This is a genomic window from Parapedobacter indicus, assembly GCF_900113765.1.
In the GTDB taxonomy this organism is placed as follows: Bacteria; Bacteroidota; Bacteroidia; order Sphingobacteriales; family Sphingobacteriaceae; genus Parapedobacter; species Parapedobacter indicus.
The window spans coordinates 175,431-190,072 of record NZ_FOQO01000011.1; the positions used below are offsets into that span (position 1 = coordinate 175,431).

Consider the following 14,642-nt stretch of genomic DNA (forward strand, 5'->3'; position numbering starts at 1 on the left):
TATGGCAATGCCTTCAACGCGTAATAAGCTGGCCGCTGATTGGATTGTCCGCATGGCGTGGCGTGATAGTAGGAGGAGCCGATCCCGCCTGTTTTTGTTTGTCTCATCGATTATTATCGGAATTGCTGCGTTGGTAGCCATTTACGCATTGGGCGATAATTTGGAGAAAGATATCGACAATCAGGCCGCTACGTTGGTAGGGGCTGATCTGGTGATCCATAGCAATCATTCTTTAGAAGAGGCAGAACAACGGCTCGTCGATTCGGTTAAGGGTTTGAGCGCGGCGCATTCCGAAGAGCGGAGCTTCGCATCCATGGTGCTGTTTGCGAAGAACGGTGGTACGCGACTGGTTCAGGTACGGGCGCTTGGAGGCGACTTTCCCTATTATGGGAAACTGGAAACCGTGCCGGAAGCGGCCGGAACTGATTTCAGAAACCATCGGCAAGCACTCGTTGATAAAACACTCCTGTTGCAGTTTGGTGCCGAGGTGGGCGACTCGATAAAAGTAGGCGATGTGCTATTTGAAATTGCCGGCCGCTTAAACCAAGCTCCGGGACAAAGTGGACTTTCCACCACCGTAGCACCGGCGGTATTCATTCCATTGGCGTACTTGGATGCTACGGGGCTCAATCAGAAAGGCAGCCGGATTAATTACAACTATTATTTTCAATTACCGGATGGCTCGGATGCAGACGAGCTTGCCGGCGGTCTTGATTCACTGCTGGAAGTGCATCGGATGGGGTATGATACGATTGCTACGCGCAAACAGGAAACCGGGCGGTCGTTTTCCGATTTAAATAAATTTTTATCGTTGGTCGGCTTCATTGCGCTGCTGCTCGGATGTATCGGCGTTTCCAGTGCCATCCATATCTATATCAAAGAAAAGCTAGGTAGCATAGCGATCCTGCGCTGCCTGGGAGCCAGTTCGCGGCAGGCGTTCCTGATTTTCTTGGTACAAGTAATTGGCGTGGGGTTTATCGGTTCGTTAATCGGAGCGGTACTTGGAACATGCATCCAACAATTTTTGCCGTTGGTGTTCAAAGATTTTGTTCCTGTTGACATCAGCAGCGACATCTCGTGGAGCGCCATTTTGCAGGGAATTGGCTTGGGGGTCTGGATATCCGTCCTGTTTGCCCTGCTGCCGTTGATCGGTATCCGGAATATCGCACCGTTGAATACCTTACGACTGTCGTTGGATTCCCAGAATCCGGTCAAAGACCGGCTGAGTTGGATTGTCTACGGCCTGATTGCGTTGTTCATCTTCGGTTATGCCTATTTGCAATTGAGTGGCTTTCTGCAAACCCTTGTATTTACCGCCGGTGTCGCACTGGCATTCGCGGTATTATTTGCGACAGCAAGTTTGTTGATCTGGTTGGTCCGGCGCTTTTTCCCCGCGTCGTGGAGCTACCTGTGGAGACAGGGGCTTTCCAATCTGTTCAGGCCCCATAACCAAACGGTTATCCTGGTCATTTCCATTGGACTGGGAACGGCCTTCATTGCCACGTTGTTGTTGGTTCAGGAAATGCTTATCGCACGTGTTTCGTTATCGGCAAGTGATAACCAGCCCAATATGGTGCTTTTTGACATCCAGTCGTCCCAAAAGGAGGACGTAGCTGAATTGGTTACGGAACAGGGGCTCCCGGTATTGGACCAAGTGCCGATTGTGACCGTACAACTGGAAGCGATCAACGGCATTACAGCAGAACAGGCACGGGCAGATAGTACCCTACAGGTGTCACGACGAGCATTGGGTGGTGAGTTGAGGACAACTTACCGCGCTGCATTGAGCGATTCGGAAAAAGTCACAGCTGGAACGTGGGTCGGCAAAACTGCTCCGGGAGATACGGCACGTGTATCGCTGGAAGAAGGATATGCAAACCGGATCCGGGTATCGCTCGGGGATACGCTCTTATTTAACGTGCAGGGAGTGCGTATTCCGACCATCGTTGGCAGCCTGCGAGAGGTGGATTGGAATCGTGTGCAGACCAATTTTCGGTTGATTTTTCCGATGGGCGTGATTGACAATGCCCCTCAATTCCATGTATTGATGACCCGGGTTCCAGATGATGTGGTATCTGCCCGGATGCAGCAAGCTGCGGTCAGGCAATTTCCCAACGTATCCATTATTGACCTGGGGTTGATTTTATCTGTATTGGATGAAATTTTGGATAAAATTGGATTTGTTGTCCGTTTCATGGGAGGGTTCAGTATGCTCACCGGTTTCGTGGTATTGGTGGCTTCTGTGATGATCAGTAAATATCAGCGAATCAAGGAAAGCGTTCTGCTACGTACCATGGGTGCCTCGAGAAAACAAATTTTAGTCATCACTGCACTGGAATATTCCTTTTTGGGATTATTGGCGTCCGTTGCGGGGGTATTGCTTGCGCTGGTCGGCAGTTGGGCGTTGGCTATTTTTAGTTTTGAAGTACCGTTCGTACCGGATCTGCTTGCCATGGGGTTGCTGATCGTAGGAATTACAGCCATCACGGTGTTCGTTGGCCTTTTCAACAGCAGGGGTATCACACAGCGACCACCACTCGAAATCCTGCGTAAAGATATCTGATTACGGATTACTTCAGCATGTATTTTAAGATGGCCAACGCGACGGAATCCACCGATTCCGCTGTATTCGACAAAACAACAATGGCCATTTTTTTGTCGGGTGTTAACGCGAGGTAACTACTGCTGCCAAATGTACCACCATTGTGCCAATAGATAAGCTCATCGCCAACTACGTTCATGTGCCAAGCCAACCCGATATCCGTTTCGGGGGGATTGAAATAGGTGAATTGCCGGGTGAGTGCCAACGCGTGCTCTAAATCGGTTTCAGGCATTTTGAAATGTGCTTTGGCGTACAAGAGTAAGTCAGATACGGTCGATTTTAGTGATCCGTGCGCAGTAAACGCATCAAATGTCCACAATGGAGTTTCTATGCCTTTTTCATTGTAACCTTTCGCCACATATTGACTGTCAGGATTAGGATGTTCTGTTGTATTTTTCAATCCCAATGGCTGACAGATAATTTCCTGAATCATTTCGTCGTATGGCTTTCCATAGATGGTCGAAAGGATATCACCCAGAATTCCAAAGCCGAGATTGCTGTATTGATAGATGGAATCCGGCGGAACCGTTGCTTTGTAGGATTTCAGGTAGGTATATAAGTGCGCTTTCGTATAACCGCTATACGGATTGAGGGAATGGCCGGCGGCCGTTGCATCAATATTGTCAGGCATCCGGGGCAAGCCGGAAGTGTGGTTAGCCAATTGCCTCAGGGTGATCCGTTGCAGGTCGGGATTTACGGCGACTGAATCGGGCAGGTAGTTGGTAATCGAATCATCTAAATTTACCTGCTGGGTTTGGGCAAGATAGGCGAGTAGGGTGGCGGTAAAAGTCTTGCTGATGGAGCCGATTTCAAACAGTGTGTTTTCATCGGGAAGCTGCTTATTGCCCTTTTCGGTTTCACCGTAATAAAAAGCACTGGTTTTTCCGGCATTGATGATGCCGATGGCCAGCGCATGGGTATGACCCTTGCGGCTGTAACTTAGTGCCACGGAATCTACATACCGATCAAATTCAGAGGCAGCCGTATTGCTTGATTCAACGGGTACGGTCTTCTCCGGTACCGGATCACCGGCATAAGGCTGGAAAAGAAAAACGTCGATTTTGTTGAGGCTGTCCAATCCCAATACCAATTGAAGGGGGGTACTGATAAAATTCAGCTTATAAATACCCGCACCTTTCTCGTAGGTTTTTAATTCGGCCGACTGAATCTGTCCCAATGGATACAGCTGTTGGGTCATCACCGTCTGGAACGCCTGCAGCGAAAGCGATTGCTTAAATTTCGAACTGCCCAATGCATAGATGGAATCCGTTTCCTGTTGATTAAAATGGTACTCTACCTTATTGAACACCGCCTGATTGATTCGTTGGGCCGGATCTTCCTCCTGGGCAAACACCGCAGCACATAAGGACAATGAAATAAGTAAGACACAGGTGGTTCTGATCATGATTCCAAACATCTCGCAAAATTACGTGAAACGTATTTACATTCCTAATAATTGTTTGAGACGTGTGTAGCCGTTTTTACTGACATTTACTTTTTTTCCGTTGGATAGGACGGCAATGTGGCTGTCTTTCTCGTGGGGTTCCAAACGGACAATGTGATCGATTTTGACGATAAACGAACGGTGCACGCGAATGAATTGGCCGGAATCCAACTGCTCTTCAAAAGAGGTCATGGTCCTATTTTTCAAAAATGTCCCTTCATCGGTATGGATTTTCACATAATCGTCATCGGCTTCCAGGTAAATTATACTGGCTGTAGGAATAATTTTAATTTTGGTGCCCGTCTTTACCACAATACGTTCAAGTTGGCCCGGCGTGTGACTGATATCGTCAATCAATTTTCGTGTATTTTCCCGGTCGGTTGTCAGCTGGCGCGTATCAAGAAACTTGGCAACGGCCTGATCAAAGCGCGCCTTGCTAATGGGCTTAAGTAAGTAATCGACGGCATGCTGCTCGAACGCCCGGATGGCCTGGTCATCAAAAGCAGTCGTAAAAATAACCGCTGGTTGTTTATCGATGATCTCGAGCATTTCAAAACCGTTGATTTTCGGCATCTGTATGTCCAGGAATATGAGGTCTGGCTGGTGTTGCATGATTGCTTTGACGCCTTCAAAACCATCGTTGCATTCAGCCACGACAGTTATTTGAGGGTAGCTTTCGAGGTACTCCGCCACCATGCTCCGTGCCAAAGGTTCATCATCTATCAATACCGCTTTAATCATAACTGGGGAATCTTGATTATGCTGGTAAAGATATGTGTTGTTGCTTGAGTTTCCAACAAATCTGTTCGTCCGAACAACAAATACAAGCGACGCTGCACGCCACGTAGTCCAAATCCCGTACCTCTGCGCGGCTTGTTGCTTTGGCTGTCGTACGGGTTTTCGATTTGTATTTGCAGCATGTGGTTGTGACAGGAGCAAGCCACCCCGATGGTCACTTTTTCCGTGGTGTCGTACAATCCGTATTTGATCGCATTTTCGACCAGGGGCTGCATAATCATTGCCGGCAATGTTTTCATCAAGCATTCTTCGTCGTAGGTAACCCGCGTTTCCAGTCGATGTCCAAAACGTACTTTTTCAATTGATAGGTACAATTGCAGATGTTCCAGTTCGTCTTTCAGGGCAATTAGTTGCTGGTCATCTTTACGTAGGGTTCCGCGCAGAAAATCCGACAATTGAAAGGTCATGTTCCGTGCTTCTTCCGGTTTACGCCCAATCAGCGCAATAATGGAATTGAGACTGTTGAAGAGAAAGTGGGGCTGAAGCTGTTGCCGGAGGTTGTAAAGCTCGGCTTCCCGTGCAAGCCGCTCGGCATCGGCTTTCCGTTGCTCGTTTTCTTTGTGCTCCTGTTGAATGTTCCAAAGGATATTGATCATAGCAATCCAGGCAATCAGCAGGGTATTGATGAAAAAACGCAGGGGTAGTGATAGATCGATATGGTTGAGGTAATTTTTGTCGTAAATAACGTATTGCAGTATCCAACGATCGAGCGACACACTGATGGCTGCCAATGCAAGCCCCCAAACGACAATGTAGAAATAGCCCTTTCGACGGGGGAGATAGTGGTTTAACGCATTGGCAATGATGTAGCAACAAAGTGAAGTCGCCGTTGCACTTACTAAACTGTCATTAAGCGCCAAATTGAAATCAACTTCAAACCACCAAAGCAGCACCGTTTGAACGAATGCATAAATGATCCAGATGATAAAGCAGCTGATATTGATCAATCGCTGTCTCGATGAGGTATATGGGATACCGCTCACTTGTGTCGATTATATGCTTTTGATGGTAATCCCTCCAAATAGGGAAGTACCTTTTATATAGACAACTTTTTGGTCATCGTGAGGGATACCTTGCGTAAAACGCTTGTCATCCACTTCGCCAAATACCGATACTACGTCTGAATGAATTTTCCAATGGGAAGGCACGATGATTTTTGTTCCTGCGAAAATCTGGAACACGTCGATTACAATGGGCTGTTGGATATCTGCCTGAATCAGGTTGATATCCGTACCGCCAAAAATATTGACCACTTCTCCACCTTGAAAGTTCTTGGAAATGATCGTTTTTTTTACGTCGCCGAAGATCGAAGTAGACTTTAGGTAATCTTCGCTAGAAAAGCCAGCAAACTCCTCAGATTCTTCTGCTTGGCTAAATTCTTGGTTAAATGCCGGAGCCCCACCGGATGCAGGGCTGTCGGGTTGTTCGTTTACCACACGTTTATCCCATTCGTAGTAACCAGAATCATATCGTCTACGGAATCGATGACGGCGATCAAACCTTGGCGGGTGAGGACCGGTTCGCCCTTTGCCCAACAGAAGCCATAACCCGATGCCAATAATAAGAGCGGGCCAAAGAAACGGACCGATATCAAGATCCGTTATGTTCCTGAGGAGAAAAAATGATCCGATTCCCAGTAATATATAGGATGATGGATTCCGGAAGTTGGAATTTCCACCGATAATCAGGCCGATAACGATAAGTATCATGGGCCACATATTGCCCCAATTGAATATCCAATGGGGAAAGAGCCAACCGAGACCCAATTTCCCCGCAAGCAATATGGCGCCGATGCCTACGATAATAATTCCCGCCCACATTCTGCCGGTATTCGGACTATTATGTGTTGGACGATGTTGCTTATTCATGATATATGGTTAAAATATTTTACGTGCAAAAGAAATACTTGTTCAAAGGTATATGGATTCGATGCGTTCTGCAAGTCCGATTAGGTGACGGATCACTTTTTCTCGGTGAATTGCCGGTTTATTTCGGTGAAAAAGTAGCTAAAAATATTTTTTTACAATTTAAGGGAAAGATTTGCATTAATAAACTAAATTCTTTTATATTTATCCCGATTCTGACAACAAGAAATAAATAAGCTTAACAATGGGAGATTTTGACAACAAAGAGCGTGAGGAGGTTTTTTCAAAAAAGGTAAGGGCAGGTAAGCGCACTTATTTTTTCGATGTAAAGGCAACGCGATCCAATGATTATTACATTACGATCACGGAGAGCAAGAAGCGGTTTGAGGATGGCGTATTCATCAAACATAAAATATTCCTGTATAAAGAGGATTTTGAAAAATTTGCGGAAGGGCTGAGCGATGTCGTTGATTACATTAAGGATCATCAGGAGGTCGTTGAAAAGCGCTACGAACCCGGTTTTGAAGGCAATGGCGTGGGGGTGGCAGACGACGCAGATTCCAAAGACGACTTTTCTTATTAGCCAATAGGTGATCGTATTATCATAGAAAGCCTTGCATTCCTGTGAGGCTTTTTTAGTATCTACTAAGTTTTTTCAGTTATGCGTTGGAAAGGTGGCAGACAAAGTGACAATTTTGAGGATCGCCGGGGGATGTCTTCCGGAGGAAAACTTGCATTAGGCGGCGTTGGCGGCATCATTGTGCTCATCGTTGGGTTATTGCTGGGTGGCGATCCGCAGCAGATGCTGGAACAGTTGCAAACCGGTACTCAGACAACGGAGGGACCGGTTGAAATCAGTGCCGAAGAAGCAGAACTCACCGAGTTTGTGAAGGTGGTTCATGCCAGTACGGAAGACGTGTGGCAAACGATTTTTCGCTCCCAAGGGCAGGAATTCCGGCCGAATACCTTGGTACTTTACCGGGATCAGACACCCACGGATGGATGCGGTATGGGCGCTTCTGCGTACGGTCCGTTTTATTGCCCCGCCGATGAAAAGGTATATATCGATCTCAGTTTCAATGACGAACTGCATGAGCGTTTTGGTGCCACGGGTGATTTTGCGATGGCCTACGTCCTGGCGCACGAGGTGGGGCATCACATTCAGAAGTTAACCGGAGCGATGGATCAGGTAAATGCGGCCAGACAGCGGCTTAGTGAAGTTCAGTATAATAAGCTACAGGTGATGCTGGAGCTGCAAGCTGATTTTTACGCTGGTGTGTGGGCACATCATTCCAATAAAAATTCAGATGTTTACCTGGAGTACGACGATATCCGGGAGGGGATGGAGGCCGCGGCGGCGGTTGGCGATGACCGGTTACAGATGCAGTCGCAGGGACATGTGGTGCCCGAAGCATTCACCCATGGTACTTCTGAGCAGCGGGCTTATTGGTTCAAAAAGGGATTTGATACGGGTGATATGCAACAGGGAGATACGTTTACTGATCCGAGTTTGCAATAAGTAACTATTGAATCAGTAGGTTACATCCCCGGATGTCACTTTGATCGAAACGCCCCAGTACTTCAAAATGGCCCTCGGAATGCGTTTTCCCGAGGTCTTGGGTGGCGATGAACGCGCAGGATTGCATGTTGGCCAGGTCGATCACATTAATGCCCCCCGTTAACCCTTCTGGAAGGGTGCAAAAGGGGTCGTTCGTATCGCGGACGACAATTTTCATCCATGGAGGACCGCAAAATAAACCATTTCCTGTCGAATAGGCTTGTGATAGCAGTTCGGTCATGCCATACTCCGAGTGTATGGATGCCACGTTAAACCCCGCGCAAAGCAGTTCATGTACTTCTTCCCGGACCATTTCCCGTCTGCGGCCCTTCATGCCGCCCGTTTCCATGACCAAAAGCCCGGGAAAATCCATTCGGTATTTTTCCACAAAATCTAACAATGCATACGTAACGCCAATCAGCAATGTTTTACTACCTTTTGCTTTCAACTGCTCCAAAGCGTCAAATAATGCTGCATGGTCATACAGGAAATAGCCGCTCAACGGGTCCTTGCTTTGGTGGATCAAATCGTTCACCATGTAGATAAGCGACGATCCCTCCCGTTCGGCATAAGCGGGGAGGAGCGCCAAGATGGTCCAATCTTCGGCAGATCCGTAGCAGCGCGTAAATGCCGTGCGGAAACTTTTTTCATAAATAGCCACGTCGGCAACGAAGTGTTTGCTTTGCACACTGCCCGTAGTGCCCGAGCTGCTGAAGACCACCTGCGGCTCCCGATTTACGGACAAGATCGTATGCTTTTTGAAAAACTCAATAGGTAAAAAAGGGATATCTTCTGGCTGTTTGATGAGATCCGTATTTACACCCAGCAAGGCGAGGTACTTGGCATACACTGCGCAATGGCGGGACTGATACCGAAAGATTTCCAGGCAGCTATCGTCAAACTCCTGCGGTGAAGCAATGGAAAATATGTGATCTGCCGATAACATGCGTATGAACCGTTACAGCATTCCGCCACACACGGAAAGTACCTGCCCATTGATGTACGAAGCAAGGTCAGATGCGAGAAATAGACAGGCGTTAGCCACGTCTTCAGTCTCTCCAGCTCGTTTCAGCGGGATGTTTTGCTCCCAACCTTCCACAACCTTCGGGTCCAGTACATCCGTCATTTCCGTGCGGATAAATCCCGGTGCAATGACATTGGTGCGGATGTTGCGCGATCCCAATTCTTTGGCTACCGATTTGGAAAAACCAATGATGCCTGCTTTTGAGGCGGCGTAATTGGCTTGTCCGGCGTTTCCCTGTACGCCCACCACGGAGCTCATGTTGATGAATACGCCTTTGCGGTTTTTCATCATGATTTTGGAAGCCGCCTTCGTGACGTTAAACACAGATTTCAAGTTTACTTGGAGTACGTCGTCCCATTGATCTTCGGTCATCCGGAGCAACAAACCATCCTTGGTAATTCCGGCATTGTTGATCACCGCATCCAGGGTTCCAAATTCTGATACAATATCGCTGATTAATTTTTCGGCTTCGTCAAAAATGGACGCATCAGACCGATAGCCTTTTATTTTAGTGCCATGAACCAGAAGCTCCTTTTCAAGGGCTTCTCCTTTCTCTACAGACGATAGGTAGGTAAATGCCACATTTGCACCGTGCATGGCAAATGTTTCCGCTATTTTCCGGCCAATTCCTTTGGATGCACCGGTAATTAGTGCTGTTTTTCCTTCGAGTAGTTTCATTCGTTCTATATGCTATTACAAGGTATGAGCGCAAACTTAGAAAAAAATACCGACCTGTCATTGCAATTTAAATTATTGTAATCCTTTTACGAAAGCCTACGATACACAGCACTTGCAAGGTACGGTTGGATATGGCAGATACCAGTATGTCGAACAATCCTGTGTTGGTGAACGATGTAGACAAACGTATGGCTGTGGAGCTTGGGTGGTTTGCTGTATTAACGGCGATTTTTTGTTGGTAGTTTTGTGTATATTTCCGCTATAAAAGTTGTCTTTCAGTGGCAGCCGAGTAGATCGACAATTCGCTTTTATATTCAACGCGATTATATTGCATATAAAAGCGAATTTATCTAAGTTTGACGTGATGTCTCAACTGTAAATTTATGCTTGATATCGTTATAGAAACCCGGCAGGCCGAAATTGCACCAGGTTTTGCCGTTAAGCGTATACTTCCCTACCGGCTTCGGAGAATGGTGGGGCCGTTTATTTTCATGGATCATGGTGGTCCGGTGAATATCCCTGCAGCGCCAGTAAACAATTTAGATGTGCTGCCGCATCCGCATATTGGCCTATCCACAGTCAGCTATTTATTCAGTGGTCATGTAACCCATAGGGATAGTCTTGGCGTGGAGCAGGTGATAAAACCCGGTGAGGTCAACTGGATGACTGCCGGGAAAGGCATTGCGCACAGCGAACGATTTGAAGATCCGGCGATGCTGAACGGAGGAGAATTGGAAATGATACAAACATGGGTGGCACTCCCCGAAAAGGATGAAGAAAGTGACCCCTCCTTTAGCAACTACAAGGCCGAACAATTGCCCGTTTTTACGGACAAAGGTGTTTGGATGCGTTTGATTGCAGGCGATGCCTACGGCTTGAAAAGTAATGTCAGCACACATTCCCCGTTGTTCTATGTGCATGTCGCATTGGAGCCGGGTGCTCGTTTTGGTCTGCCTACAGGACATAGCGAAAGAGGGGCATACATTGCTCGGGGCAGCGTCGAAGTAAGCGGGATTACTTATACAGCAGGACAGCTATTGGTATTCACCAAGGGGGTTGATCCGTTGATTATTGCCCGCGAGCAAACTACATTGATGCTGCTTGGTGGAGAACATCTGGGCGAACGGCATATTTGGTGGAATTTCGTTTCCAGTAGAAAGGAGCGGATCGAGCAAGCTAAGGAGGACTGGAAACAAGGGCGTATTGTGTTGCCGCCAATGGATAACGAAACGTATATACCCTTGCCAGAAGGCCGCGGCAAATCCTCAAATGATCCGCCCCCCAATGCGCTTTCTTGACCAATTTTATAATAAAGAGTTCCAACTAGGTCCTGGTTTACTTGCTTTATTTATTGTGCTCCCGAAAGCAAGATAAAACAAAACCTGCCACTGCTTGTCTTACGGGAAAGACCGCGCATATGACAGACAATAAAAATAAACCCTACGAACTATGCTATCTGCAGGAGAAATTCGGCGTCAGCCCTGAAGGGGTACAGGCAACGATGGATGCCCCGGGCAACGACCGCGACAAAGTGGAACAGTACCTCAAACAGAAGCGGTGAATCACCAGGGGACGTTATTTCCCGAGCCGCAACGTATGCCAGATGGGTTCACCTATCAAGATGAGTTTCTGGAGGCCGAGGAAGAGCAGGATTTGCTACGGATAGTCGCTAATGAAGTACTCCATCCCATGGTGTTCCGTGGCTTTGAGGCGAAGCGTAAGGTGAAAAGCTACGGCTATCATTACCATTTCGACAGCCGGACGATCACCGAAGGGGTACCGATTCCGGAAGGGTACCGTTGGCTGCTGGAAAAAGTGGCGACCGCGGTTAGCCTGCCGAACACGGCCTTGAAAGAATTGCTGGTTACCGAATACCCACCTGGGTCGGTCATTAACTGGCATCGCGACGCACCCCCGTTTGAACTCATCATCGGCATTTCCCTACAGTCCGATTGCACGTTCCGCTTCCGGCCATACGATTCGGACAAACGTACGCGACGGTCGGTAATCGGCTTTCCACTCAGGCGTCGGTCCATGTATGTGATGAGCCGCGAATCGCGCAATGAATGGGAGCATAGCACCGCGCCGGTTCAGACGACACGTTACTCCCTGACGATACGGACGCTACGGTGATTCCAGTTCTTCAAAGCTTTTTGCGCATTTTAGTAAGGATAGTACCTGCACTAGTCAGTTTTAACACGATTATATTCTTCCGATTTCTCCACTACCTTACGACTAGCCGAGCCAGGGTTATCTTCTTAAGAGCTAACTTCCAGCTTATACCTTTTAAGAATGTGCGTTCAATAATCGAAGATAAAAAAGGCAATATTTGGCTCGGTGGCGATGATGGACTTTGGCGCTATGACGGCAGTATATTTACTAATTTTACACAGCAGTTTGTTGGCTATGTTTACGAAGATACAAATGGAGACATCTGGATTAGTTCAGAAAGTGATAGAACGAAAAGTCCCGGCTGGACGCTTTCCCGCTATACGGAAAAGTGGTTAGCAAATCATGCGACTTTACCCGAAATAATAACGACGAATGAAGGAATTATCTTTGGAATTCTGGAAGCGGATAATGGAAGTATTTGGTTTGGTACTTTACATGGGGTTATGACGAAAAAGCCATAATTGGCGCGCTATTGTCCCAAACGAACACAACCGATTTACTATATAGACCTGCGGTCCCGTTACCCTTCCTTCGGGTTCTATCCCCATATGTCCTGCATATACTTCGGTAAAAAGGCCGAAAAGTGAGACTTTAGCGAAGGGTAGGCGGCTACATCGCGGAAGAAAGGTTGCTTTATTAGGTGTGCGATTCGCTGATCGAGATGAATATTTTACGTGATATCCTGATGCTGACGCGCGTAGACAATTATTTTATTGTAATAATTAAACGATACTGTTGTCAAGCTGCAAATTATTTGCGTCCTTAGCATGCCAACAATGGCAACACGTAAACAATGAACGACGACTTTTTTAGTCAATTATACCGTAAACAACAAGAGATTAATGACGTACCTCCCAACGGCGTAATTGCAGGGTGGGCGTTGGGTTTGCTAGACTTGCTGTTTCCGGAACGCCAAACGCATCCCAACCGGACGATTGACCAGCTTAAGACACAATTTAGGCAATCTGAAAAAGAACTGATCGGTATTCTGAATAGAACCAAGGCGTGCGAGGATTGCAATAATGGCTTGGTTGTGACCCAATTTTATAGCTCCCTTCCCGAACTACAACGGATGATGTATACCGATGCATCGGCGATTTATGAAGGCGATCCGGCAGCAACCAGTCAGTTTGAGGTAATCCGTACGTATCCGGGCTTTTTAGCGATAGCACTCTATCGCCTAGCACACCAGCTGATGGTGCTGGATGTACCGCTTCTACCACGTATCCTGACGGAATATGGGCATTCGCAAACCGGTATTGATATCCATCCGGCTGCGCAGATCGGGGAGTATTTCTGTATTGACCACGGTACCGGGGTGGTTATCGGAGAAACTGCAGTCATCGGCAATCAGGTGAAGATCTATCAGGGAGTGACACTGGGAGCGATGAGTGTTGAAAAGATTTTGGCAAATACGAGGCGTCATCCCACGATACAAGATCGGGTGATTATTTATGCCGGAGCGACCATCTTGGGGGGCGATACCGTCATTGGCCACGATAGTGTAATTGGAGGTAATGTATGGCTGACAGCAAGTATTCCGCCGCATTCCACGGCCTATCATCAGTCTACAGTGAAAATTGTCGATACCAAAGCAACTCACTAGATAATAGTTATGCAAGCGTTGATTGATTGCGTGGGAAACACGCCGCTGGTTGAATTAACCAAACTGAATCCGAATCCACGGGTCCGGCTGTATGTCAAGCTGGAAGGAAACAATCCTGGAGGAAGTGTGAAAGACCGTGCGGCGCTTAATATGATCCGTAGCGCGATGGACCGCGGCGATATCAAGCCCGGCGTGCGGCTGATTGAAGCGACCAGTGGAAATACCGGCATTGCACTGGCCATGATTGCCGGTATTTATGGTTTGGAAATCGAGCTGGTTATGCCGGCCAATTCGACCCGCGAGCGTACGTTAACGATGGAAGCTTTCGGTGCGAAAGTGACCCTGTTGGATTCCATCGAAGCCTGCCGCGATTACGCAGAAGCGAAAGGGCAGCGGGAAGATCATTTCCTTTTAAACCAATTTGCCAACCCCGACAATTACCTGGCGCATTACAAGACCACCGGGCCTGAAATCTGGCAGGATACCCAAGGACAGATTACCCATTTCGTGAGCGCAATGGGAACCACCGGCAGTATTATGGGCAACTCCATGTACCTCAAAGAGCAGAAGCCCGACGTTCAGATTATCGGTTGTCAGCCCACGGAAGAATCCTCGATACCGGGCATCCGGCGCTGGCCCACCGAATACCTTCCTAAGATTTACGACCCACAGCGGGTAGACCGCGTAATGGACGTTTCGCAAGCAGAGGCTACGGAGATGACTCGGCAGCTGGCACGGATGGAAGGAGTGTTTGTGGGAATGAGCAGTGGAGGCGCCATGGCCTGTGCCAGCCGGTTGGCAAAAGAGCTGGACGAAGGAGTGATTGTGTTCATCGCCTGCGACCGCGGCGACCGTTACCTTTCAAGTAACTTGTTTGGCTAAGAAGTTCGGGGCG

At 47.7% G+C, this 14,642-nt stretch carries 15 protein-coding genes; 9 read left to right on the forward strand and 6 right to left on the reverse strand.

The window, feature by feature from the left end:
* Position 1 precedes the first annotated feature (1 nt).
* Positions 2-2,563: an ABC transporter permease gene (locus BMZ56_RS20875; RefSeq protein ID WP_245893325.1), complete on the forward strand. Its 2,562-nt coding sequence runs from the start codon at positions 2-4 to the stop codon at positions 2,561-2,563.
* Positions 2,564-2,570: 7 nt separating this feature from the next.
* On the opposite strand, the gene BMZ56_RS20880 is transcribed toward BMZ56_RS20875, so the two are convergent.
* Genes BMZ56_RS20880 through BMZ56_RS20895 form a run of 4 tightly spaced genes read right to left on the reverse strand, consistent with a single transcriptional unit; the run spans position 2,571 to position 6,712 of the window.
* On the reverse strand, positions 2,571-4,007 hold the full coding sequence (locus BMZ56_RS20880; RefSeq protein ID WP_177195240.1) for a serine hydrolase domain-containing protein: 1,437 nt from the start codon (positions 4,005-4,007) through the stop codon (positions 2,571-2,573).
* Positions 4,008-4,043: 36 nt separating this feature from the next.
* Positions 4,044-4,787: a LytR/AlgR family response regulator transcription factor gene (locus BMZ56_RS20885; RefSeq protein ID WP_090630322.1), complete on the reverse strand. Its 744-nt coding sequence runs from the start codon at positions 4,785-4,787 to the stop codon at positions 4,044-4,046.
* Positions 4,784-5,827 (reverse strand): sensor histidine kinase, encoded by a 1,044-nt coding sequence (locus BMZ56_RS20890; RefSeq protein ID WP_090630325.1) that lies wholly within the window; start codon positions 5,825-5,827, stop codon positions 4,784-4,786. The genes BMZ56_RS20885 and BMZ56_RS20890 overlap by 4 nt, the downstream gene beginning before the upstream one ends.
* Before the next feature lie 9 nt (positions 5,828-5,836).
* Positions 5,837-6,712 (reverse strand): LiaF transmembrane domain-containing protein, encoded by an 876-nt coding sequence (locus BMZ56_RS20895; protein WP_090630328.1) that lies wholly within the window; start codon positions 6,710-6,712, stop codon positions 5,837-5,839.
* Between the two features lie 241 nt (positions 6,713-6,953).
* Between BMZ56_RS20895 and BMZ56_RS20905 the strand changes: the two genes are divergently transcribed.
* Positions 6,954-7,292 (forward strand): DUF3276 family protein, encoded by a 339-nt coding sequence (locus BMZ56_RS20905; RefSeq protein ID WP_090630333.1) that lies wholly within the window; start codon positions 6,954-6,956, stop codon positions 7,290-7,292.
* A gap of 78 nt (positions 7,293-7,370) precedes the next feature.
* Positions 7,371-8,228: a KPN_02809 family neutral zinc metallopeptidase gene (gene ypfJ, locus BMZ56_RS20910; protein ID WP_090630336.1), complete on the forward strand. Its 858-nt coding sequence runs from the start codon at positions 7,371-7,373 to the stop codon at positions 8,226-8,228.
* Between the two features lie 4 nt (positions 8,229-8,232).
* Here ypfJ and BMZ56_RS20915 read toward each other — a convergent pair whose 3' ends face one another.
* Together BMZ56_RS20915 and fabG are read right to left on the reverse strand one after the other, a co-directional pair.
* Positions 8,233-9,213 carry a long-chain-fatty-acid--protein ligase gene (locus BMZ56_RS20915; RefSeq protein ID WP_090630338.1) on the reverse strand — a complete coding sequence of 327 codons (981 nt, stop codon included), beginning with the start codon at positions 9,211-9,213 and terminating at the stop codon, positions 8,233-8,235.
* A gap of 12 nt (positions 9,214-9,225) precedes the next feature.
* Positions 9,226-9,969: a 3-oxoacyl-[acyl-carrier-protein] reductase gene (gene fabG / locus BMZ56_RS20920; protein ID WP_090630341.1), complete on the reverse strand. Its 744-nt coding sequence runs from the start codon at positions 9,967-9,969 to the stop codon at positions 9,226-9,228.
* A gap of 383 nt (positions 9,970-10,352) precedes the next feature.
* Between fabG and BMZ56_RS20925 the strand changes: the two genes are divergently transcribed.
* The 6 genes from BMZ56_RS20925 (at position 10,353) to cysM (ending at position 14,629) form a co-directional block, all read left to right on the forward strand.
* Positions 10,353-11,267: a pirin family protein gene (locus BMZ56_RS20925; protein WP_090630342.1), complete on the forward strand. Its 915-nt coding sequence runs from the start codon at positions 10,353-10,355 to the stop codon at positions 11,265-11,267.
* A gap of 119 nt (positions 11,268-11,386) precedes the next feature.
* Positions 11,387-11,530, forward strand: coding sequence for a DUF3606 domain-containing protein (locus BMZ56_RS20930; RefSeq protein WP_090630345.1), 144 nt, complete (start codon positions 11,387-11,389; stop codon positions 11,528-11,530).
* Positions 11,527-12,102, forward strand: coding sequence for an alpha-ketoglutarate-dependent dioxygenase AlkB (locus tag BMZ56_RS20935; protein WP_143072983.1), 576 nt, complete (start codon positions 11,527-11,529; stop codon positions 12,100-12,102). Before BMZ56_RS20930 ends, BMZ56_RS20935 begins: the two co-directional genes overlap by 4 nt.
* Complete coding sequence (locus tag BMZ56_RS20940; protein WP_090630350.1) at positions 12,099-12,602, forward strand: two-component regulator propeller domain-containing protein; 504 nt, start codon at positions 12,099-12,101, stop codon at positions 12,600-12,602. Before BMZ56_RS20935 ends, BMZ56_RS20940 begins: the two co-directional genes overlap by 4 nt.
* A 332-nt stretch (positions 12,603-12,934) precedes the next feature.
* A complete protein-coding gene (locus tag BMZ56_RS20945; RefSeq protein WP_090630352.1) occupies positions 12,935-13,747 on the forward strand; it encodes a serine O-acetyltransferase in 813 nt (270 codons plus the stop codon).
* A 9-nt stretch (positions 13,748-13,756) separates the two neighbouring features.
* A complete protein-coding gene (cysM, locus tag BMZ56_RS20950; protein WP_090630354.1) occupies positions 13,757-14,629 on the forward strand; it encodes a cysteine synthase CysM in 873 nt (290 codons plus the stop codon).
* The last annotated feature ends 13 nt before the right edge of the window (positions 14,630-14,642 follow it).

Coding starts and splice junctions, on each gene's coding strand:
- BMZ56_RS20880 (WP_177195240.1), bottom strand. CDS start 4,007: ATGATCAGAACCACCTGTGTCTTACTTATTTCATTGTCCTTATGTGCT.
- BMZ56_RS20875 (WP_245893325.1), top strand. CDS start 2: ATGGCAATGCCTTCAACGCGTAATAAGCTGGCCGCTGATTGGATTGTC.
- ypfJ (WP_090630336.1), top strand. CDS start 7,371: ATGCGTTGGAAAGGTGGCAGACAAAGTGACAATTTTGAGGATCGCCGG.
- cysM (WP_090630354.1), top strand. CDS start 13,757: ATGCAAGCGTTGATTGATTGCGTGGGAAACACGCCGCTGGTTGAATTA.
- BMZ56_RS20905 (WP_090630333.1), top strand. CDS start 6,954: ATGGGAGATTTTGACAACAAAGAGCGTGAGGAGGTTTTTTCAAAAAAG.
- BMZ56_RS20925 (WP_090630342.1), top strand. CDS start 10,353: ATGCTTGATATCGTTATAGAAACCCGGCAGGCCGAAATTGCACCAGGT.
- BMZ56_RS20895 (WP_090630328.1), bottom strand. CDS start 6,712: ATGAATAAGCAACATCGTCCAACACATAATAGTCCGAATACCGGCAGA.
- BMZ56_RS20915 (WP_090630338.1), bottom strand. CDS start 9,213: ATGTTATCGGCAGATCACATATTTTCCATTGCTTCACCGCAGGAGTTT.
- BMZ56_RS20930 (WP_090630345.1), top strand. CDS start 11,387: ATGACAGACAATAAAAATAAACCCTACGAACTATGCTATCTGCAGGAG.
- fabG (WP_090630341.1), bottom strand. CDS start 9,969: ATGAAACTACTCGAAGGAAAAACAGCACTAATTACCGGTGCATCCAAA.
- BMZ56_RS20945 (WP_090630352.1), top strand. CDS start 12,935: ATGAACGACGACTTTTTTAGTCAATTATACCGTAAACAACAAGAGATT.
- BMZ56_RS20885 (WP_090630322.1), bottom strand. CDS start 4,787: ATGATTAAAGCGGTATTGATAGATGATGAACCTTTGGCACGGAGCATG.